We start from the raw sequence: 19407 nt of genomic DNA, 5'->3' as shown, positions 1-19407 counted from the left end.
GTCTCCAGGCGGTGGTATCCCATCATGGTCCGCCAACCGGTCACGTCGCGCGCCGGGTTCGGCGGGAGAATCACTCCGCCCGCACGGGTCTCCCCAGACACCGTGGGTCGGGCTCGGTCAGTCGCTGTTTCGGTGCCATCCACTCCAGCGCGGTGTCCTCCGCGTACCACCCCTGCACGTAGACCGCGCTGGATGGCACCTGCTCCGCCTCGGGACACAGCGTACGGGACAGCACTTCCGACGACGGGATGAAGCGGACCCGGCCGTCCGCGTCCATCAGCGTGACCATGCTGTCGTCGACCGTGATCAGCCGGCCGCGCCACACGTCGATGTCGCCCTCCGGCTCGTCCCGATCGGGCGCGAACACCACACCGGCCCTGGTCTCGATCGCGGTGTCCGGCAGGACCGGCACGCGCATGAAGAGCACGCCGACCGCGAACGGCGCCACGATCGACACCGCGACCGCGACCCAGTGCGTGCCGAGCCGCGCCACGGTCGCCGGGACCGGGCCGGTCAGCGCGGGCGCGACCGCGGGCGGCAGCCCGAGCAGGACCACGTTGACCAGTTCGTCGGCCCGCCACGCCGCCGCGATCGCGGGCCCGAGCCATACGTACGCGAGGATCGCCACCGCGATCGGCAGCGCGGTTCCCATGCACAGCAGCACGATCCGGTCGTCACCGCGGAACCGCCAGGTGTTCAGCCCGGCGATCATCAGGACCAGCAGGAGCAGCGTGGGCAGGAAGCGCATCTCCCAGGTGATCGCGGCCAGCAGCACCGCGATCACGACGGTCCAGCCCGGCATGCGCTTGGCGATCACGGCGAGCAGCGACCGGCACGCGTCCTCCTCGCTGCGCGCGCTGACCAGCAGCAGCGTGCCGAACGCGGAGATCAGCAGGACGACGGTGGGCAGCACCCAGACCAGCGCGATGGTGAGCGAGGTGAGCAGCCCCAGCGGGCTCACGTACTGGACGAGCAGCAGCATCGTGGCGAGGTCCTGCCGGCTCAGGTACCACAACCGCAGCACCAGCAGGACCAGCGGGAACGCGGGCAGCAGCGTCAGCAGCCACTGTTGTTGCGCACGGGTGCCCATCGGCCGCTCGGCGTCACCGGCCGCCGGAGCGGTCACCCGGGACCGCCGGAGAACCACTCACGCACGGCGGGCTTCTCCACCTCCGGCTGATTCGGCTGGGCGATCGGCACGTCCGGCGTGAGGACGGCGACGGTCTTCAGGTGCCGCTCGAACGCCTCCTCCCACCGGGAGTCGTCCGAGTCCTCGCGGGAGTGCCAGAGGCTGAGGTTCACCAGCTGGAGCAGCGCGTCGTTCTGCCCCACGTTGATCCCGTACGCCTCGACGTCCTTGAGACCGATGTCCCAGTGCGTCAGGCCCGGGTTGCGCGCCTTGATGCCGGCCAGGATCGTCGCGTCCGTGCTGATCGCGTCGACCGTGCGGGCCTTCAGCGCGTCCACGCACTTCGAGATGGTCAGCTCGGCCTGGACGACGACGCCGGCGTCGTAGAGCGGGCCCTCGCTGGTCGCGGTGGCCAGCGTGCACACCCGCCTGCCGCGCAGCGCCGCCAGCGTGGCGACCTCCTGGAACTCGCCGTCGCGGGTCAGCACCGACTGCTCGGTCATCAGGTACGGCGCGGAGAACCGGACGCCCGGCGTGTCCTCCCGCTCGCGCGTGATGCTGAAGCTCGCCACCACCAGGTCGACGATCTCCGTCCCGTCGGCGGACTTCGCCTGCATGCGCTCGCGGTCCTCGCTCTCGATGGAGTAGAACTTGACCTCGCCCCGGCCGAAACCGAGATCCTCCGCCACCATGTACGCGATGTCTATGTCGAATCCGGCGAAACTGCCGTCCCGCCGTTCCGCGAGACCGGGCTGGTCGTCCTTTACCCCGATCTTGAGAGAGTCCTTCCGGTTGAGTCCGGCCTCCTCGCGTAACTCCTCCACGGAGGGGGTACGTCCGACGAAGACCAGAGTCATCGCGATCGCCACGGCCAGCACGCAGAGTCCGACCAGCAACACGAAACGAAAGCGCATCACCAGCTCGCGGGAACGGTGTGTCAGCTTCCCGTCAGCGGGTTCCGCATCCTCCCCGCCGGTTCCGAACTCATCCTGGTCGGACACGTGATCCCACCCCCCGTACGACACCGCACCCCGCGACAAATCACGGAAGCGTTCATGTTCTCCTAAGACACCGCACGAGGACAGACCACAATTCGGACGAGTGTCCCCGCACCGGATCACCAAGGACAGGAATGATCACGGCACGCATACAGGAATGTACGTGCTGTGAAGCGATCAGTCACCGGTAGCAGCCTGTGACTTCCGCCCGTGGAGTGGCCTTCTACGCTTCACGGCGCGACTCTTGAAGACGGCCCACTTCGACTTACGAGGGGATCCTTCCCGCAATGCAGGTACCGGCAAGAACGCCCGCCCCCGGCGAGGAGACCGTGGCGATAACCCCCGCGGCTCCGGGCAGGGTGCGCACCACCCTGTCCATCACCCGCAAGGTCCTCACCCTCGGCATGCTCGGCCTGGTGGGCGGCGCCGTGGTCGCGGGGGCCGCACTGCCGGCCAGCGCCACGGCCGGACTCGCGGCGAAGCTGGCCAGCGACTCGTTCGAGGACCTGCCGAGCGCGTTGCAGACCCCGCCGACCGCGCAGACGTCGTACCTGTACGCGAACGACGGCAAGACGCAGATCACGCAGTTCTACGAGGAGAACCGGACCGACGTCGAGAGCGAGGACATCGCCAAGACGATGAAGGACGCGATCGTCGCGGCCGAGGACACCCGGTTCTACGTGCACGGCGGCGTCGACCTCAAGGGCCTGGTGCGCGCGTTCGTGTCGAACGCGCAGGGCGGTGAGGTCTCCCAGGGCGCGTCCACGCTCACCATGCAGTACGTCCGGAACGTGCTGAAGAACGACCCGACGATCACCCAGGAGGAGCGCCTCGCCGCGACCGAGCAGACCACCGGTCGCAAGCTCCAGGAGATCCGGTACGCGGTCACGATCGAGGACTCGCTCGACAAGGAGGAGATCCTCCGCCGGTACCTGAACATCGCGTACTTCGGCAACCAGGCGTACGGCATCTCCGCGGCCGCGAACGCGTACTTCTCCACCACCGCGGACAAGCTGACGCTCGGCCAGGCCGCCATGATCGCCGGTCTGGTGCAGTCCCCGGACCTGTACGACCCGGTCAACAACGACGAGACGGAGGCGACCAACCGCCGCAACTACGTGCTCGGCGCGATGGTCGGCACCGGCGCGATCACCCAGGCGGACGCGGACAAGGCGATGGCCGAGCCGCTCGGTCTCAAGCCGAGCCGCGCGCCCGGCAACTGCACCGCGGTCTCCGAGGCGAACAACAGCTGGGGCTTCTTCTGCGACTACTTCACGCAGTGGTGGTCCGAGCAGGAGGAGTTCGGGTCCACGCCGTCCGCGCGCCTGGCCGCGCTGAAGACCGGCGGTTTCCGGATCGTCACCTCGATGGACCCGGCGGTCCAGAACAAGCTGGCCGCGGAGTCGAAGAGCATCTACGGCTTCGACAACCCGAAGGCCGCGCCGTTCGCCGCGATCGAGCCGGGCACCGGCAAGGTCAAGGCGCTGGCGATCAACCGGCACTACAGCATCGAGGACAACCCGGGCGGCAAGAAGTACCCGAACACGGTGAACCAGCTGATCGCGGGCAGCGAGGACTCGGCCGGCTACCAGTTCGGCTCGACGTTCAAGATGTTCGTCATGCTGGCCGCGCTGGAGAACGGCATCGCGCTGGACCGGGGCTTCACCACGAAGACGCCGTACAAGTCGATCTACCCGATCAGCGGCACGCCGAACTGCGGCGGCTTCTGGTGCCCGGTCAACGCGGCGCCGAGCTACCAGGACGGCTACCAGAACATGTGGACCGGCTTCGGCAAGTCCTCCAACACGTACTTCGTGAAGCTGGAGGAGACGGTCGGCGCGGACAAGGCCGTGGAGATGGCGAAGCGGCTCGGCATCAAGTTCCGCGGCGGCGACGCGCAGTACGCGGAGCCGGAGGCGGCGAAGAGCTGGGGCACGTTCACGCTCGGCGTCACCAGCACCACCCCGCTGGACATGGCGAACGCGTACGCGACGATCGCGGCCGACGGCAAGTTCTGCAAGCCGACGCCGGTCGTCTCGATCACGGACACCACCGGCACGTCCAGCGAGGCGGCCGCGAAGGTCTCCCAGCCGGACTGCACCCAGGCGATCGACAAGGACGTGGCCCGGGCCGCCGCGGACGCGGGCCGCTGCCCGGTCGGCCAGCGCCCGCAGCAGGGCAACTGCAGCAACGGCACGTCGACCCAGGTGGCCGGCATCGTCGGCAACATCCCGGTCACCGGCAAGACCGGCAGCTCCTCCGGCAACGAGACCGAGTCGTTCATCGGCGTCACCACGAAGCTGGCCATCGCCGGCATCGCGGTGAACCCGGACAACCCGCGTGACGCGGTCGGCGAGCCGGTCCAGAAGGAGATCATCGCCGCGGTCGCCCGCACGCTGCGCGATACGCTCAAGGGCCAGAAGGTGGCCAACTTCCCGGCGCCGAGCGAGAAGATCGCGTTCCGGTCCGGGTCCGCCTCCCGGCCCGAGCAGGCGCCCGCGCCGCAGTCGTCCGGCCGGCCGGGCAGCGGGCGCGGGACCAACAACAACGGCCCGCGCTGACACATCCGAAGATCAAGACCCGTTCGGGGGTACGCCGTGCCACGGCGTACCCCCGGACGGGTTTTATGGGCCCACTCCGCTGGCGTTTGCCCGGGTAGGCGGCTTATAGGCGTTTATCCTGGGCCTGTGCCGACTCCAAGATCGCTGACGTTCGCCACCGCCGCCGTGCTCGCCGCGCCCGCACTCGCGCTGCCGCTGCTCGCCGCCTCCCCCGCGGCCGCCGCGCCGGCCGCCGAGGTCACCGGGGCCCCCGAGCTGGCACCGGTCTGGGCGCCGCTCACCTCCGCCGCGGCCGGCCTGGTCAAACAGCAGGTCACGCTCGCGCTCCCGGCCGGCTGGTCGATGCAGCTGGCGAACCGGCACCCGGACTACACCGACTGCGTGGTCGTGCCGAACGGCTTCTACGCGCGCGAGTCCGCGACCACCGTCAGCTACACGCCCACGCTCGGCTTCCTCGGCACCGCGGACCCGGTCACGATCGAGCTCACCGACCCGGCCGGCGAGAAGCACACCACCACGTACACGCCGACCGTCACCCGCCCGGCCCCGCCGGCCGTGCACGACCTGCGCAGCTCCGGCCGGGCCGGCGAGGAGCAGCGCGTGCAGGTGCCGCTGCCGGCCGGCGGCGGGATCGGCTACGTCGACGCGGACGGCAAGGAACTCCCGCCCGGCACGACCACCCCGCGGGGCGAGTTCTCGATGGCCGCCATCTCCGGCGTCGCGGCCGAGGAGGGCCGGCCGTTCGACCCGACGCTCATCTCCGCGGCCGGCTTCGTCATCTTCACGCCCACCCGCGGCGCCGCGACCGGGCCGGTGCCGCCGATCCGCTACCGGGTCACCGACGCGTACGGCCAGACCTCGATCGCCACCTACACGCCGTCCGTCACCGGTTACTCCGCGAAGTAGGCCGGACCGGGCCGCGCGGATCTTGCCACCGGGCCGTAAGGTGCCCGGCATGGCGGGAATCTTGAGGGGCATCGCGGACAAGCTCACCGGCCGGACCTCCGCGCCCGTGCCGGCGCAGCGCACCGGCGGCCTGCGCGAGGGCGCCGCGCACCTGGGCCGGCGCCTCACCGGCCGTCCGACCGCCCCGCCCGGCACCGGCCGCGAGGGCCGTCCCGCGCGTCCCACGCCCGCCACCGCCCGCATCCGCCGGGGTCGCCAGCTCGCCTACGCACCCGAACTGGACGGCCGGGCCGACCCCGGCGAGATCGTCTGGACCTGGGTCGCCTACGAGGACGACGCGTCGCAGGGCAAGGACCGCCCGGTGCTGGTCGTCGGCCGCGACGGGCGCGTGCTGCTCGGCCTGATGCTCTCCAGCCAGAGCGAACGCCAGGGCCAGCGGCACTGGCTCGCGCTCGGCCCCGGCGACTGGGACCGCGACAAGCGTCCCAGCTTCGTCCGCCTCGACCGCGTCATCCAGGTCCGCGAGGACGGCATCCGCCGCGAGGGCGCGATCCTCGACCGTCAGCGCTTCGACCGGATAGCCGACGTGCTCCGCCACACCTACAGCTGGGGCTGACCCACCCGGCGCCGCGCGGGGCTTCCCGGGCGTGCGCGGTCCGCGCTGGGCTTCCCGGGCGCGCGCGGTCCGCGCTGGGCTTCCCGGGCGCGCGCGGTCCGCGCTGGGCTTCCCGGGCGCGCGCGGTCCGCGCTGGGCTTCCCGGGCACGCGCGGTCCGCGCTGGGCTTCCCGGGCGCGCGCGGTCCGCGCGATTCGGGTGTGTGCGCAGCTCACAGCGCATGCTCAGCCCGGCACACAGCCGACCTTCAGGAAATTACCGCACTCTTGGGTGACGCACCCAGGAGGTCACCATGCTCGCCCTGATCAGCACCGTTCTGCTGCTGTTCCAGTTCCTGCTCATCGCGCGCGCCCTGCTCGACTGGAGCACCGTGCTGGCCGGACCGTCGATGCCTGGTTCCTTCCGTGACCGCGCCACCCGCGTCGTGCACACGGTCACCGAGCCGGTCCTGGCGCCGGTCCGCAAGCTCCTCCCGCCGGTCCGCTTCGGCGCCGTCGGCATCGACCTGTCGTTCATCGTGGTCTTCGCCGTCGTCGTCCTGCTCCAGGCCATCATCTGACGGACGTTCCCCGGGGTCGGGTCGGCCCGGGGCGGAGGCCGTCTCCGCCCCGGGCCATTGTCGTGCTGCGGTTCCCCGTCGCCGGACACGACCGATCCCGCTTCACCACGGCGACTGCCGCCCGTGGACGGCGCCGGCTCCCCCGCCGCCGTTCGGGCGGCGAGGGAGCCGGGAGAGCCGGGCCGGGACCGGCAGGGAGGAGCGCCAGCGACGACCGTGGCCCGCGGGAGCATGCGGGACCGGGGTCGCCGGGAGCGGGACCATCAATTGGTTCCAGGCCCTGTATCGAAGTGGGGGTCGGAGCGAGGCGCGGTCCAGGTGTCGTCCGGGTGCGCGGCGCGGAAGCCCTCATACCGGTGTTGTATGTGGGCTTTTGTGACGTGCGGCCGGGCGGCGCCTGGGCCTCGCCGCAGCCCGGCCATCCACGTCGATACAGGGCCTAGGAGAGCCACTCGATCAGTCGGCTGCCCTGCTGCCACAGCGTCAGGGCGGAGAAGACGCCGAAGAGCAGGACCGACCAGATCAGCGCCGCCACCCGCACCGCCCGCGGGCGGATCTCCGGCGGCAGGACGCGGCGGTTGAGCAGCAACAGCAGCATCGAGTACACGAACATCATCAGCCCGCCCACGCACGCCGCGATCACCAGGAGCGGCAGCGGCTGGTCGAGGCCGGCGAGCAGGATGACGATGCCGATCGCGACCAGGCCCCAGACCAGCGCGAAGTAGATCCGGTTCTCCGACCGGCCGCGCAGGTAGGACGTCTTGAGCACGTCGGCCGCCAGCCGGCTGGTGTAGTCGACGATGCCCATGGCCGCGGCGAACAGCGACAGCGCGCCGATCGCCCAGAACAGCGTCCCGAACCATCCGCCGACCGTGGACTTGAGCGCCTCACCCTCGATCCTGAGGAACTCCACGCTGTTCGCCAGCCCCGGCGTCCCGTACACCGTCGAGTACGCCAGCAGCGACATCAGCGTGATCGTGACGAACGAGATGAGACCGAACGTGAGCGCCTGCTCCTGGTTGGCCAGTTTCCACCAGCGGCGCCAGCGGGTCATGTTCTCGTCGGTGGGCTCGAAGATGAACCCGGTGGACGGTGCGGCCTCCTCGGCGCCGGTGAGCGGGCTGACCAGGCGGGGGACGTAGGAGCCCATGCCGTAGCGCTTGTCCCGGATCCAGTTCGACTGGCACAGGTTCTGACCGCCGCCGGCGCCCGCGAAGACCAGCGCGGAGAGCATCAGCGCGAACCCGAGCTCGGTCGGGAACTCGGGTGAGGTGACGGTGGACGGCAGTTCGGCCCAGGCGTCCGCGGTGATCGCGAAGACGATCGCCACCACGATGAACAGTCCGACCAGGATGACCTTGAGGCCTTCGATCCGTTCCAGCGCCGTGTAGATGACCGGCGCGAGCGTGAGCGTGACGCCGATCAGCACCAGCATGCCGATCGCTATCCAGCTGGCCCGGCCGCCGAACAGGTAGGTGATCATCGTGGCGGAGCTGGTCGCCCAGCCGGGCCAGAGGTTCGCGAAGTACACCATGATCGCGAAGACCAGGCCCCAGTGCCGCCAGAAGCGGGAGAATCCGGTGAGGGCGGTCTCCCCGGTGGCCAGGGTGTACCGCTCGATCTCCATGTTGAGGAACCACTGCGTCACGATGCCGACAGCGGCGGCCCACAGGAAGACGAGCCCGACCTGCGAGGCTATATATGGGAAGAGCACGAACTCGCCCGATGCGAGGCCGACGCCCGCGGCTACTACTCCGGGCCCGATCACCCGCCGGGCCGACGAGGGTGGTGGCGGCAGCTCCCTGACTACGACCGGGGGCAGGTGGCGTGCCGGAAATCGACCGGCTGCGGTCTCGGTCACGGCGGTCCCTTTCGCGCTGCGGGAATGGGTCGCCCTCTATACCCTCGACGAAATCCGGCCGAAACGTAGCGGTGTCTTGATCTCGGGCATTACGCGATGTTCGCCACATTTGTAACGAGTGTCGGATGGTGCGCAGCACTGTCGAGCCGGAGCGCGGACGATGTGCTCACCCGGCGGAAGGGCCCCCTTTCATGATCGAGTACCCGCTAGTCGCGCAGCAGCTGACGTTCGTGGTCACGTTGCTGGCGTTGATCGTGGGTCACCAGCTAGGCGATCACGTGATGCAGACCGACCACCAGGCGTCCAACAAGGCGGGCCGGGGCCGGGCCGCGGTCACGGCCATGCTCGGCCACCTGGCCGCGTACCACGTCACGGTCGGTGCGGTCCTGTTCGTGACCGCATGGGCGCTGCAGCTTCAGCTCACCTGGCTGGGGGTCACCGCGGGGCTGCTGTTCAGCGTGGTCACGCACGCGGTTCTCGATCGACGGGCGGTGGTGCGGCTGGTGCTGCAGCACACCGGCTCGCGGGAGTTCGCGGATCAGACCACGCCGGTGTGCGGCATGTACGTCGCGGACCAGTCGCTGCACTGGGCCTGCCTGCTGATCTCCGCGCTGCTGATGGCCCGGCTCTAGCGTCCGGGCCGCCCGCGTGGATACCGATGCCACGAGCGAGTCCCATTTCCCGCTTCCGGCGTGGCCGCTCCGGGCGTGCTCCCGCGGGCACCGGTCGTCGCCGGCGCTCCTCCCTGCGGGTTCCGGCGTGGACCGCGGCTCCCGTGCCGCCCCGGAGCGGCGGCACGGGAGCCGCCCGCGTCCCGGCGGCAGCCGTTCGGCCCGAAGCCTTGACGCGACGCCGGTCAGGCGGACAGCGGGTTGTGGCCCGCCGGGACCGTCTCGGCCGGGGCGGGCGGGCCGGGCGGGGTGCCGTCGCCGAAGGGGCGACCGCCCAGCGACTCGCGGCCGTGCGGGGTGAGCCAGTTGGTGAGGTCGGGGCCGGCGGGGACGATGCCGGTGGGGTTGATGTCGCGGTGGACCTCGTAGTAGTGGCGCTTGATGTGCACGAAGTCGGTGGTGTCGCCGAACCCGGGGGTCTGGAAGAGGTCGCGGGCGTAGGCCCACAGGACCGGCATCTCGGTGAGCTTGCCCCGGTTGCACTTGAAGTGGCCGTGGTAGACGGCGTCGAAGCGGGCCAGCGTGGTGAAGAGCCGGACGTCGGCCTCGGTGATCGTGTCGCCGACCAGGAAGCGCTGGGACTCCAGCCGGCCGGACAGCCAGTCGAGCGCGTCGAAGAGCCGGGTGTAGGCGGACTCGTACGCCTCCTGGGTGCCGGCGAAGCCACATCGGTAGACGCCGTTGTTGACCTCCGTGAAGACCCGGCGGTTGACCTCGTCGATCTCCGCGCGCAGGTCCTCCGGGTAGAGCGCCGGCGCACCGGGCCGGTGGAACTCCGCCCACTCCAGTGACATGTCCAGCGTGATCTGGGCGAAGTCGTTCGTGACGACCTGACCGGTGGGGACGTCCACGATGGCCGGGACCGTGATGCCGCGCGAGTAGCCGGGCTCGCGCGCGAAGAACGCCTCCTGCAACCGCTCGATCTTGAGGACCGGGTCGACGCCGCCCGGGTCGAGGTCGAACGTCCAGCTGCGCGCGTCGTGGGTGGGGCCGGCGACGCCCATCGAGATGACGTTCTCCAGGCCGAGGAGGCGGCGCACGATGATCGACCGGTTCGCCCACGGGCAGGCGCGGCTCACGACGAGGCGGTAGCGGCCGGCTTCGACCGGCCAGCCCTCGCGGCCGTCGCGGGTGATCCGGGTGGTGATGTACCGCTGGTCGCGGTCGAACTCGCCCTTGGGGTTGACGTAGACGCCCTGCTGCGACTCGGTAGCCATGCCTGCAATGATGCCTGCCCAGCGGACCGGCGGCAGCGCGATCGACACGAGCCCATCGGCACGGGCACGGGAGAGCGCTCCCCGATATCGACTTACAACTATTGACACGATCGGTGTGCGGCGTCACAGTACTCAACAAGAGAGCGCTCTCCGACACACGCCCGAAACACCGTTGACATCCGTAGCCCCCGGAGGAGTTCTCATGTCCCCACCCCGATGGCGCGTGGCCGGGATCGCCGCCGCCGTCGCCGCCCTGCTCGGCGGCTTCCTCGTCGTGACCGGCCCGCCCGCCCAGGCCGCGGAGACGCTGCTGTCCCAGGGACGGCCGGTCACCGCCTCGTCCACCGAGTCCGCGGCGTTCCCCGCGAGTTCCGCGGTGGACGGTGACGGCGGCACCCGCTGGTCGTCCGCGGCGGCCGACCCGCAGTGGCTGCGCGTCGACCTCGGCACACCCGTCGCGATCAGCCGGGTCGTGCTGCGCTGGGAGGCGGCGTACGCGACCGCGTTCCAGCTCCAGACCAGCACCGACGGCACCGCGTGGACCACGATCCACAGCGCGGCGAACGCGGCCGGCGGCGACCAGAGCATCGCGGTCACCGGCACCGGGCGCTACCTGCGACTGCACGCCACGGCCCGGGCCACGCCGTGGGGTGTCTCGCTGTGGGAGTTCCAGGCGTTCGGCGAGGGCGGCACCGCGCCGGGCACGCCCACGCTGCTGTCGTACCGGAAGCCGGGCACCGCGTCGACCAGTCAGAGCGACGGCAGCTGCTGGGAGTGCACGCCGGACAAGGCGTTCGACAACGACCCGGCCAGCCGGTGGGCGACCAGCACCACGAACGGCTGGGTGGACCCCGGCTGGATCGCGGTCGACCTGGGCGCCACCGCCCGGATCCAGCGCGTCGTGCTCCAGTGGGACCCGGCGTACGCCACCGCGTACCAGATCCAGGTCTCGGCCGACGGCAACGCCTGGACCAGCATCTACTCGACCACGGCCGGGCGCGGCTTCAAGGAGACGCTGACCGTCAGCGGCACCGGGCGGTACGTGCGGATGTACGGCACCGCGCGGTCGAACGGCTACGGCTACTCGATCTACGAGTTTCAGGTGTACGGCACCGGCGGCAACCCGACGCCGCTGCCGCCGCAGCCGGCCGACCCGGTCTTCCCCGCGACCCGGCTGGTCTGGAGCGACGAGTTCTCCGGCGCGGCGGGGGGCAAGCCGGACCCGGCGAAGTGGCGGGTCGACCCGGGCACCGGGCAGAACAACGAGGTCCAGTACTACACGAACAACGAGAACGTGTCGCTCGACGGCAACGGCGTGCTCGTCCTCGAAGCACGGCGGCAGACCGCGGGCGGCCGCGACTACACGTCGCACCGGATGAACACCGGCAACACGTTCCACGTGCAGTACGGCCGGATCGAGGCCCGGGTCAAGGTGCCGAAGGGCAACGGGCTGTGGCCGGCGTTCTGGATGATGGGCGCGGACTTCCTCACCGGGCGGCCGTGGCCGTACAACGGCGAGATCGACATCATGGAGGTCCTCGGCCGCAACACCTCCGAGGCGTACTCCACGCTGCACGCCCCCGCCTACAACGGTGCCGCCGGGTACGGGCTGAAGTACGCCACGGTGGACCTGTCGCAGGACTTCCACGTCTGGGCCGCGGAGTGGGACAGCAAGGGCATCCGCTTCTTCCTCGACGGCCGGCTGGTCTTCACGGCCGACAAGGCGACGGTCGAGTCCACTCGTGGCCCGTGGATCTTCGACCACCAGTTCTACCTGATCCTCAACCTCGCGGTCGGCGGTGACTTCCCCGGCCCGGTGGACGCCACCACACCGTTCCCGTCCCGGATGTACGTCGACTACGTCCGCGTCTACCAGTAACGGAGGGCACCGCCATGAAACGTCCGCTCACGCTCGGGGTCGCGTTGCTGGGCCTGCTGAGCACCTACCTGATCGTCACCACCACCACCGCGAGCGCGGCCGAGGCACTGCTCTCCCAGGGGCGTACCGCCGCGGCCTCGTCCACGGAGTCCGCGGCCTTCCCGGCGAGCGCGGCCGTGGACGGCAACGGCGGCACCCGCTGGTCGTCCGCGGCCGCCGACCCGCAGTGGCTGCGCGTCGACCTGGGCGCGTCCGCCACGATCACCCGCGTCTCGCTGACCTGGGAGGCCGCGTACGCCCGCGGCTTCCAGATCCAGACCAGCACGGACGGCGCCGCGTGGACCACGGTGCACACCACCGCGAACGCGACCGGCGGGAACCAGAGCATCACGGTCAACGGCACCGGGCGGTACGTGCGGGTGTACACCACCGCGCGCGGCACCGCGTACGGCGTCTCGCTCTGGGAGTTCGAGGTGTTCGGCGCGGGCGGCGCACCGGCCACGTCACTGCCGCCGAACGTGGTGCGGGTCGCGGAGTTCCTGGCCGACTGCCCGTACTCGCACCGGCTGCCGGACGACCCGATCATCTTCCCCGGGCTGCCCGGCGCGTCGCACATGCACAGCTTCTTCGGCGCCACCGTGACGAACGCGATGACGAACCTGGCCGACCTGCTCAACTCGCAGACCACCTGCAACCCGCGCGAGGACAAGAGCTCGTACTGGGTGCCGACGCTCTACCAGGACAACGTGCCGGTCGAGCCGACCATCGTCACGTTCTACTACCTGGGTGAGGGCGTGCGGAACGACATCATCGCGAACACCCAGCCGATCCCGCTCGGGCTGCGGATCGTGGCCGGGAACGCGCGGGCGACCGGGCCGAACGACAACACGATCTCGCGCTGGTCCTGCCTGCACGCCGGGCACGTGGGCTCGTCGCACGACTTCGTGAACTGCCCGTCCGGCACGATGCTCGAGTCGTACCTGGACTTCCCGCAGTGCTGGAACGGCCGGGACCTCGACTCGGCCGACCACAAGTCGCACATGGCCTACCCGGTGAACCAGGCCTGCCCGCCGACGCACCCGGTCGCGGTGCCGAAACTCCGGCAGGTGCTGCGCTACCCGGTCAACGGTGACCCGGCACGGCTGCGGCTCGCGTCCGGCGGCGGGTTCACGATGCACGGCGACTTCTTCAACGCCTGGCCCGAGGCGGAGATGGCGCGGCGTGTCAACGACTGCATCCGCCCGATCATCAAGTGCGGTGCCGACGGCCGTCCCTGACCGGATCCGGCGCACGGCGTCCGTACCCTCGAAAGGACCTTCCGAAGGCCCGCCGAGGGTACGAACGCCGCGCGTCGCCGTTGTATAAAAGGCTTCATGTCACCCCGGCCGTCACCCGAGTCCCGTCCGCCCACATTGGAGGCTGTCGCGGAGGTGGCCGGCGTGTCCCGGGCCACGGTGTCCCGGGTGATCAACGCGGTGCCCACGGTGGACCCGCGGATCCGGGCCGCGGTCGAACGCGCGATCGCCGAGATCGGGTACGTGCCGAACCTGGCCGCGCGCTCGCTCGTCACCCGCAGCACGAACTCGATCGCGCTGGTCATCTCCGAACCCGACCGTGAGTACGAGGCGCCGTTCCTGAACCGGGTCTTCACGGACCCGTTCTTCGGCCGGGTGACCGCGGGCGCGCAGGAGGTGCTCCGGCCGCGCGGCATCCACCTGGTGATCATCCCGGCCGACCCGCCCGCGCATCACCTGGTCGTGCGCTACCTGCGGCAGGGGCACGTGGACGGCGTACTGCTGATCTCCAGCCACAGCGAGGACCCGATCCCGCGGCAGCTCGCCGACCTCTCCATCCCCACCGTGATGTCCGCCCGGCCGGGCTATCCGGTGCCGCTCAGCCACACCGACGTCGACCAGCGGGCCGGCGCGCGGCTCGCGGTCGCGCACCTGCGGTCGCTCGGCCGGACCCGAATCGGCACGGTCAGCGGGCCGCTGGACACCCAGGCCGGGCACGACCGGCACGACGGCTTCCTCGCCGCGGCCGGGCCCGGCGCGCCGTTCGTGGAGGGCGACTTCACCCGCGCCCGGGCCGAACGCGTCACGCACGACCTGCTGGCCGCGCACCCGGACCTGGACGGGCTGTTCGTGGCCAGCGACGTGATGGCCGAGGGCGTGCTGGCCGCGCTGCACGAGCGCGGCCGGCGGGTGCCGGGCGACATCGCGGTGGTCGGCTTCGACGACAGCAGCGCGGCGCTGGCCTGCCGCCCGCGACTGACCACGGTCCGGCAACCGGTCGAGGAGATGTCCGCCGAGATGGCCCGCCTGCTGCTCGCCACGATCGACGAACCCGGCCGGCTCCCCCGCTCGGTCATCTTCCAGCCCACGCTGGTCGTCCGCGACTCCGCCTGACCGTGCCCCGCCCCGGGCACGCGCATCAGGCGGGGACGGTGAAGAACTGGGTGCGGGCGGTGCCGGGGGCGAGCCGGGACTCGGACTGCGCGGTGGACCGCCACGTCTGGACCACGGCGTAACGGCGGCCGCGCGGCACGGACGCGTCGAACCCGCCGCACGCCTGCTGGACGTCATCCCGGGTGAAGGTCGCCTTCGGGCAGGTGAACGGGCCCGCCACGGTACGGCCGGAGGACTCCTCGACCAGGTGCAGCGAGACGACGACGGACGTGCCCGGAAGCGCGGAGATCACGCCGCTGAGCCGGACGGCCGGGCCGATCGCGTAACAGGTCTGGATCACGGCCGGGCGGGTGGTCGCCCACTGCATCACGGAGTCGCAGCGCGTCGCACCCCACGTGTAGCTGACCGCCTCCGGCGTGGCGGCCGCGCTGGTGGCGGCCGCCGGCGCGGACGTGCGCGCGACCGGCCTGGCCGGCACGCTGGTCGGCGCGCCGGTCGGCGTGGGCTGCGCGGCGGACGTGGCGGGCGGCGGCTTCGGCGCGTGCACGGCCGGGACCGGGCTGCGTTCCGGCGCGGCGACCGGGGTCGGCGCGGCCGTGGTCGCGTGCGGTGCCGCGGCCGCGTGGTGCTCCGCCGCGTTGTGCCGGATCGCGAGCGCGACCGCGCCGCCCAGCACCGCGATCGCGGCCAGCCCGGCCAGCGGCGCCGCCACCCGCCGCCGCAACGTCCCACCGGCCCCGGCCGTCGCGCTCCGCCGCCGCCCACGCGCCCGGCGCCGCCCGTCCCCGCCGCCGCCCTCGGCGGCCCTGCCCTCGGCGGCCCTGCCCTCGGCGCCATCGTCCTCGGCGCCGCCGTGACTGCCGCCGCCGTGGCTACCGCTCGCACCGGCGGCACTGCCGCCGACACCACCGCTACTGCCGCCGGCGACGCTGCCGTCGCTTCCGTGGGCGCCGCCGCGGCCGGCGGCACCGCTTTCGGCGCCGCTGTTGTCGCCGCCGCTGCCGTGGTCACCGCTGCCACCGGCGGCACTGCCGCCGCCGGTGCCGCCGGTGCCGTGCGCACCGCTGCGGCTGCCCCCGGCGTTGTCACTGCCGTCGCCGGTGCCGCCGGTGCCGTGCGCACCGCTGCGGCTGCCGCCGGTGCTGTCACTGCCGTCGCCGGTGCCGCCGGTGTTGTCACTGCCGTCGCCGGTGCCGCCGGCGTTGCCGCCGCGACCGGCACGGCCGTCGGTGTCGTCCGCCCGCTCGGCTGCACGACCGCCGGCATCGGCCGGCCGGTTCTCGCCGCCCGTGGTGCCGCACGACGGATCGGCTGTCGTCTCCGGACCCGAGGCGGCAGCGGGCGGTAGCGGCTCGGTCGAACCGGACTTCCGGCCCTGCACCGGAATTCTGGCGTCTCCCCCGCCGGCCGGCGTCGCGCCGGCGCCCGGCGCGACCGGCACCGTGTCCTCAACCGGAGATTCCGATGACGCGGCGCGCCGGCCTGCCACGGCCGGGGACACGGCGGAGTGACCCGGCGCGACCGGAGGCTCGGCCTCCGGGCCGGGCACGGCGCTCCCACCGGGCGCGGCACTCCGGTCCGGAGCGCCCTCCGAGCCCGGCGTGTCCCCCGAGCCCGATGCGGCTTCCGGGACCGGCGGGGCCGCCGAACCCGGCGCGGCCTCCGAGCCCGGCGCAGCGGCGTGCGGGACCGCCGCAGCGGCGTGCGGGACCGCCGCAGCGGCGTGCGGGACCGCCGCAGCGGCGTGCGGGACCGCCGCAGCGGCGTGCGAGCCCGGCACGGCAGCGTGCGGGACCGCCGCAGCGGCCTCCGAACCCGGCGCAGCGGCCTGCGGCACCGGTGCGGCGGCGTCCGGCACCGGTGCGGCGGCGTGCGGGATCGGCGGGGCCGGGACGGGCTTCTGGCGCGGCAGGATCGGCAGGGCGCCGTCGGTGAGCGAGTCGTGGAGCGCGTCGAGGGCGGGGAGGCCCGCGGTGGCGTCGGCGAGCGCGCGGAAGCGGTCGATCAGCTCGGCGGCGGTAGGGCGGTGCGTGGGATCGGACGCGAGGCAGGATTCGATGATGTGCCAGGCCGGTTCCGGCACCGACGCGGGGCGCGGCAGCGTGAAGCCGTGGAGTGCGGCGTACGGGGTGGCGCCCGCGAACGGCGGCCGGCCCAGCAGCAGTTCGAACAGCACGATGCCGAGCGCGTAGACGTCCGCCGCCGGCATCGGGCGGCCACCCGCGATCACCTCGGGCGCGAGGTACCCGGCCGTGCCGATCACCGCGCCGGTCGTGGTGAGCCGGGCACCGTCCAGCACCCGGGCCACGCCGAAGTCGGTGAGCCGGACCGTCGGGTCGGCCGCACCGGGGCTGGTGAGCAGGATGTTGTCCGGCTTGAGGTCGCGGTGCACGACGCCGCGCCGGTGCGCGTGGCTGAGCGCGGCCGCGGTCTGGCCGAGGATCACGGCGGCCTCCGCGGGTGGCAGCGTGCCGGCGGTGCGGAGCCGCCGGCGCAGGCTGCCGCCCGGGATGAGGTCCATCACCAGTCCGAGTGACGAGCCGACGGTGAGCAGCTCGCGGACGCCGACGATGTGCGGGTGCCGGAGCATGCGCAGGATCGCGCGCTCCTGCACGAAGCGCATGACGATCTTCGGTTCGCCGGCCAGGTCGTCGCGGAGCAGCTTGATCGCGACCTGTTCGCCGGTGGAGGACTCGAGTGCGCGCCAGACCGTGCCGGTGGCGCCGCCACCGATCTCCTCCTGCAGCGCGTAGGCACCACCGATCCGGCGGGGCGGCGGCACCCCGGCCGGGTCGGTGGCTGGCGAGTCGGAGCGGCTCATCGGCGGATTCCTTCGCGTGGGGGGAAGACGCGGAGTGGAGTCGCGTCATTGCGCCCGGTATTCCTAACTAATGGGAAAGCACCACGCAACCGACACATCGGGTCATATCGCCAAGACGCCCCGTACCGGTGAATCCGAAGTCGCAAAGGTGACTAATCGAGCTGCGGAAGCACCTTCGCGCCGAACGTATCGATGAACTCGCCGAGATCCTGGCCCACGTGGTGCAGGTAGATCTCGTCGAAGCCCAGGTCCGCGTACCCCCGGAGGCGGTCGGTGTGCTCGCCCAGGTCCGTGGAGATGTTGACGACCTCGCGCACCTGGTCGATGCCGACCTTCTCGGAGACGACGTCGAACGCCTCCGCGGTGTCCAGGTCCCAGCAGACCGGCGGCTGGAACACATTGCTGCGCCACTGGTCGAGCGCGATCGCCTCGGCCTTCTCCAGCGACGGGTCCCACGAGAGGTGCACCTGGAGGTGCAGCTTGCCGCGGCCGCCGGCCTCCCGGTACGCGTCGATCATGCGGCGCAGGTGCTCGACCGGCGCGTTCACGGTGATCAGGCCGTCCGCCCACTCGGCGCACCAGCGCGCGGTCTCCACGCTCACCGCGGCACCGACCAGCTGCGGCGCGACCTCCGGGCGCGACCACAGGCGGGCCCGGTCGACCTTCACCAGGCCGTCGTGGCTGACCTCCTCGCCGGCCAGCAGCGCGCGGATCACGTCCACGCACTCGCGCAGCCGGGCGGTGCGCACGTCCTTGCGCGGCCACGGGTCGCCGGTGATGTGCTCGTTGCTGGCCTCGCCGGTGCCGAGCGCGGCCCAGAACCGGCCCGGGTACATCGCGCCCAGCGTGCCGATCGCCTGCGCGATGATCGCCGGGTGGTAGCGCTGGCCGGGCGCGTTCACGACGCCGAACGGCAGCGAGGTGGCCTGCATCGCGGCGCCCAGCCACGTCCAGGCGAACGCGGACTGCCCCTGGCGGGAGCTCCAGGGCGAGAAGTGGTCGGAGGACATGGCGGCCGCGAAACCGGCCGACTCCGCCCTGGTCACGTAGTCGAGGAGAGCAGCGGGCCCGATCTGCTCGTGCGAGTTGTGGATGCCGTATACCGTCACGCCCCCCTCCGTACCCGCGAAGGTTTTTGATCATGCTTGTGCGGTTATGCCTTTATCAGCGGCCGGCGACGGCGCCAAGAGCAACACGCCGGAGTGCTGGTCGTCACCCCGGCGGTCACGAACTCTGCGAGCGGCGGGAACCGGCGGTACCGTTGTTTCGTGCCAGTTGCCAGCCGCTCCGGACGCCTCACCTGGGTGACCCGGCGAACGCTGCGTCTGGCCGGGGCGTTCGCACTGTTCGTGCTCGCCTTCGCCGGCGGGTGGCCATCCACCACCACGGACGCATCCGCGGCCCCTCGGGTCGTCGCCACCGCTCCGGTGGGCGGCATCGACCTGGTGCCGGCCGGAGCCGCCACGACCGGGGGCATCACCCCGGCCGGCTCGGCCGTCGACCTCGTTCAGGCACCGCTGCCGGCCGACCGGCAACCGGCGCTGCCGGGCTCGCTGCCGCTGCTCGCGGTCGCGGCACTGCTGCTGGTCACGCTTCCGGAGTGTCGCGGAACCGTCGTCCGCACCGCCCTTGACGGGCCGCGCGGCGACCGGGCGCCGCCGTTATGTCCGGCCTGACCCCTCGCTGAGGTCACCGGGCGTGATCAGCTCCGCACTCTCACATGATCGTGTCACCGCCACGCGGTGATGCCACCCTGCCTTCCCGGTCCCCCCGGGCTCCAC

15 protein-coding genes are annotated in these 19407 nt (G+C 71.9%); 9 read left to right on the top strand and 6 right to left on the bottom strand.

The window, feature by feature from the left end; translation table 11 throughout:
* Positions 1–70: 70 nt before the first annotated feature.
* Together J2S44_RS29145 and J2S44_RS29140 are read right to left on the bottom strand one after the other, a co-directional pair.
* Positions 71–1126, bottom strand: a complete 1056-nt coding sequence (locus J2S44_RS29145; protein WP_310420415.1) for a hypothetical protein — start codon at positions 1124–1126, stop codon at positions 71–73.
* Entirely contained in the window at positions 1123–2043 is a 921-nt protein-coding gene (locus J2S44_RS29140) for a transporter substrate-binding domain-containing protein (protein ID WP_310420413.1), read from the bottom strand. The genes J2S44_RS29145 and J2S44_RS29140 overlap by 4 nt, the downstream gene beginning before the upstream one ends.
* Positions 2044–2414: 371 nt before the next feature.
* On the opposite strand from J2S44_RS29140, the gene J2S44_RS29135 reads away from it, so the two are divergent.
* From J2S44_RS29135 to J2S44_RS29120, 4 genes are all read left to right on the top strand, one after another.
* A complete protein-coding gene (locus J2S44_RS29135; protein WP_310420411.1) occupies positions 2415–4688 on the top strand; it encodes a transglycosylase domain-containing protein in 2274 nt (757 codons plus the stop codon).
* Positions 4689–4814: 126 nt separating this feature from the next.
* The gene (locus tag J2S44_RS29130; protein WP_310420409.1) at positions 4815–5594 is read left to right on the top strand and encodes a hypothetical protein; all 780 of its coding nucleotides are present in this window, start codon (positions 4815–4817) and stop codon (positions 5592–5594) included.
* A 49-nt stretch (positions 5595–5643) separates the two neighbouring features.
* Positions 5644–6210: a type II toxin-antitoxin system PemK/MazF family toxin gene (locus tag J2S44_RS29125; RefSeq protein WP_310420407.1), complete on the top strand. Its 567-nt coding sequence runs from the start codon at positions 5644–5646 to the stop codon at positions 6208–6210.
* Positions 6211–6502: 292 nt separating this feature from the next.
* Positions 6503–6769, top strand: a complete 267-nt coding sequence (locus tag J2S44_RS29120; protein ID WP_310420405.1) for a YggT family protein — start codon at positions 6503–6505, stop codon at positions 6767–6769.
* A gap of 439 nt (positions 6770–7208) precedes the next feature.
* Here J2S44_RS29120 and J2S44_RS29115 read toward each other — a convergent pair whose 3' ends face one another.
* Complete coding sequence (locus tag J2S44_RS29115; protein ID WP_310420403.1) at positions 7209–8630, bottom strand: Nramp family divalent metal transporter; 1422 nt, start codon at positions 8628–8630, stop codon at positions 7209–7211.
* Between the two features lie 191 nt (positions 8631–8821).
* Between J2S44_RS29115 and J2S44_RS29110 the strand changes: the two genes are divergently transcribed.
* Positions 8822–9262, top strand: coding sequence for a DUF3307 domain-containing protein (locus J2S44_RS29110; RefSeq protein WP_310420401.1), 441 nt, complete (start codon positions 8822–8824; stop codon positions 9260–9262).
* Between the two features lie 224 nt (positions 9263–9486).
* On the opposite strand, the gene J2S44_RS29105 is transcribed toward J2S44_RS29110, so the two are convergent.
* The gene (locus tag J2S44_RS29105; RefSeq protein WP_310420399.1) at positions 9487–10518 is read right to left on the bottom strand and encodes a glutathione S-transferase family protein; all 1032 of its coding nucleotides are present in this window, start codon (positions 10516–10518) and stop codon (positions 9487–9489) included.
* A 202-nt stretch (positions 10519–10720) separates the two neighbouring features.
* On the opposite strand from J2S44_RS29105, the gene J2S44_RS29100 reads away from it, so the two are divergent.
* The 3 genes from J2S44_RS29100 to J2S44_RS29090 all read left to right on the top strand — a co-directional run bounded on the left by J2S44_RS29100 (position 10721) and on the right by J2S44_RS29090 (position 14805).
* Positions 10721–12397, top strand: a complete 1677-nt coding sequence (locus J2S44_RS29100) for a discoidin domain-containing protein (RefSeq protein ID WP_310420397.1) — start codon at positions 10721–10723, stop codon at positions 12395–12397.
* Between the two features lie 14 nt (positions 12398–12411).
* Complete coding sequence (locus J2S44_RS29095) at positions 12412–13674, top strand: DUF1996 domain-containing protein (protein ID WP_310420395.1); 1263 nt, start codon at positions 12412–12414, stop codon at positions 13672–13674.
* 96 nt (positions 13675–13770) lie between these two features.
* On the top strand, positions 13771–14805 hold the full coding sequence (locus J2S44_RS29090; protein ID WP_310420393.1) for a LacI family DNA-binding transcriptional regulator: 1035 nt from the start codon (positions 13771–13773) through the stop codon (positions 14803–14805).
* 25 nt (positions 14806–14830) lie between these two features.
* On the opposite strand, the gene J2S44_RS29085 is transcribed toward J2S44_RS29090, so the two are convergent.
* On the bottom strand, positions 14831–17626 hold the full coding sequence (locus J2S44_RS29085) for a serine/threonine-protein kinase (protein WP_310420391.1): 2796 nt from the start codon (positions 17624–17626) through the stop codon (positions 14831–14833).
* 152 nt (positions 17627–17778) lie between these two features.
* Entirely contained in the window at positions 17779–18735 is a 957-nt protein-coding gene (locus tag J2S44_RS29080; protein WP_310420389.1) for a TIGR03885 family FMN-dependent LLM class oxidoreductase, read from the bottom strand.
* A 159-nt stretch (positions 18736–18894) separates the two neighbouring features.
* On the opposite strand from J2S44_RS29080, the gene J2S44_RS29075 reads away from it, so the two are divergent.
* On the top strand, positions 18895–19302 hold the full coding sequence (locus J2S44_RS29075) for a hypothetical protein (protein WP_310420387.1): 408 nt from the start codon (positions 18895–18897) through the stop codon (positions 19300–19302).
* Positions 19303–19407: the final 105 nt, after the last annotated feature.

This window comes from Catenuloplanes niger (assembly GCF_031458255.1).
In the GTDB taxonomy this organism is placed as follows: Bacteria; Actinomycetota; Actinomycetes; order Mycobacteriales; family Micromonosporaceae; genus Catenuloplanes; species Catenuloplanes niger.
The sequence above is the reverse complement of the archived record's forward strand: the minus strand, read 5'-3'. Positions and strand labels throughout refer to the sequence as shown.

What these genes read in the sequence shown, in the direction of transcription:
- J2S44_RS29090 (WP_310420393.1), top strand. Translation starts at nt 13,771, where the DNA reads ATGTCACCCCGGCCGTCACCCGAGTCCCGTCCGCCCACATTGGAGGCT.
- J2S44_RS29085 (WP_310420391.1), bottom strand. Translation starts at nt 17,626, where the DNA reads ATGAGCCGCTCCGACTCGCCAGCCACCGACCCGGCCGGGGTGCCGCCG.
- J2S44_RS29135 (WP_310420411.1), top strand. Translation starts at nt 2,415, where the DNA reads ATGCAGGTACCGGCAAGAACGCCCGCCCCCGGCGAGGAGACCGTGGCG.
- J2S44_RS29120 (WP_310420405.1), top strand. Translation starts at nt 6,503, where the DNA reads ATGCTCGCCCTGATCAGCACCGTTCTGCTGCTGTTCCAGTTCCTGCTC.
- J2S44_RS29140 (WP_310420413.1), bottom strand. Translation starts at nt 2,043, where the DNA reads ATGCGCTTTCGTTTCGTGTTGCTGGTCGGACTCTGCGTGCTGGCCGTG.
- J2S44_RS29125 (WP_310420407.1), top strand. Translation starts at nt 5,644, where the DNA reads ATGGCGGGAATCTTGAGGGGCATCGCGGACAAGCTCACCGGCCGGACC.
- J2S44_RS29100 (WP_310420397.1), top strand. Translation starts at nt 10,721, where the DNA reads ATGTCCCCACCCCGATGGCGCGTGGCCGGGATCGCCGCCGCCGTCGCC.
- J2S44_RS29105 (WP_310420399.1), bottom strand. Translation starts at nt 10,518, where the DNA reads ATGGCTACCGAGTCGCAGCAGGGCGTCTACGTCAACCCCAAGGGCGAG.
- J2S44_RS29110 (WP_310420401.1), top strand. Translation starts at nt 8,822, where the DNA reads ATGATCGAGTACCCGCTAGTCGCGCAGCAGCTGACGTTCGTGGTCACG.
- J2S44_RS29095 (WP_310420395.1), top strand. Translation starts at nt 12,412, where the DNA reads ATGAAACGTCCGCTCACGCTCGGGGTCGCGTTGCTGGGCCTGCTGAGC.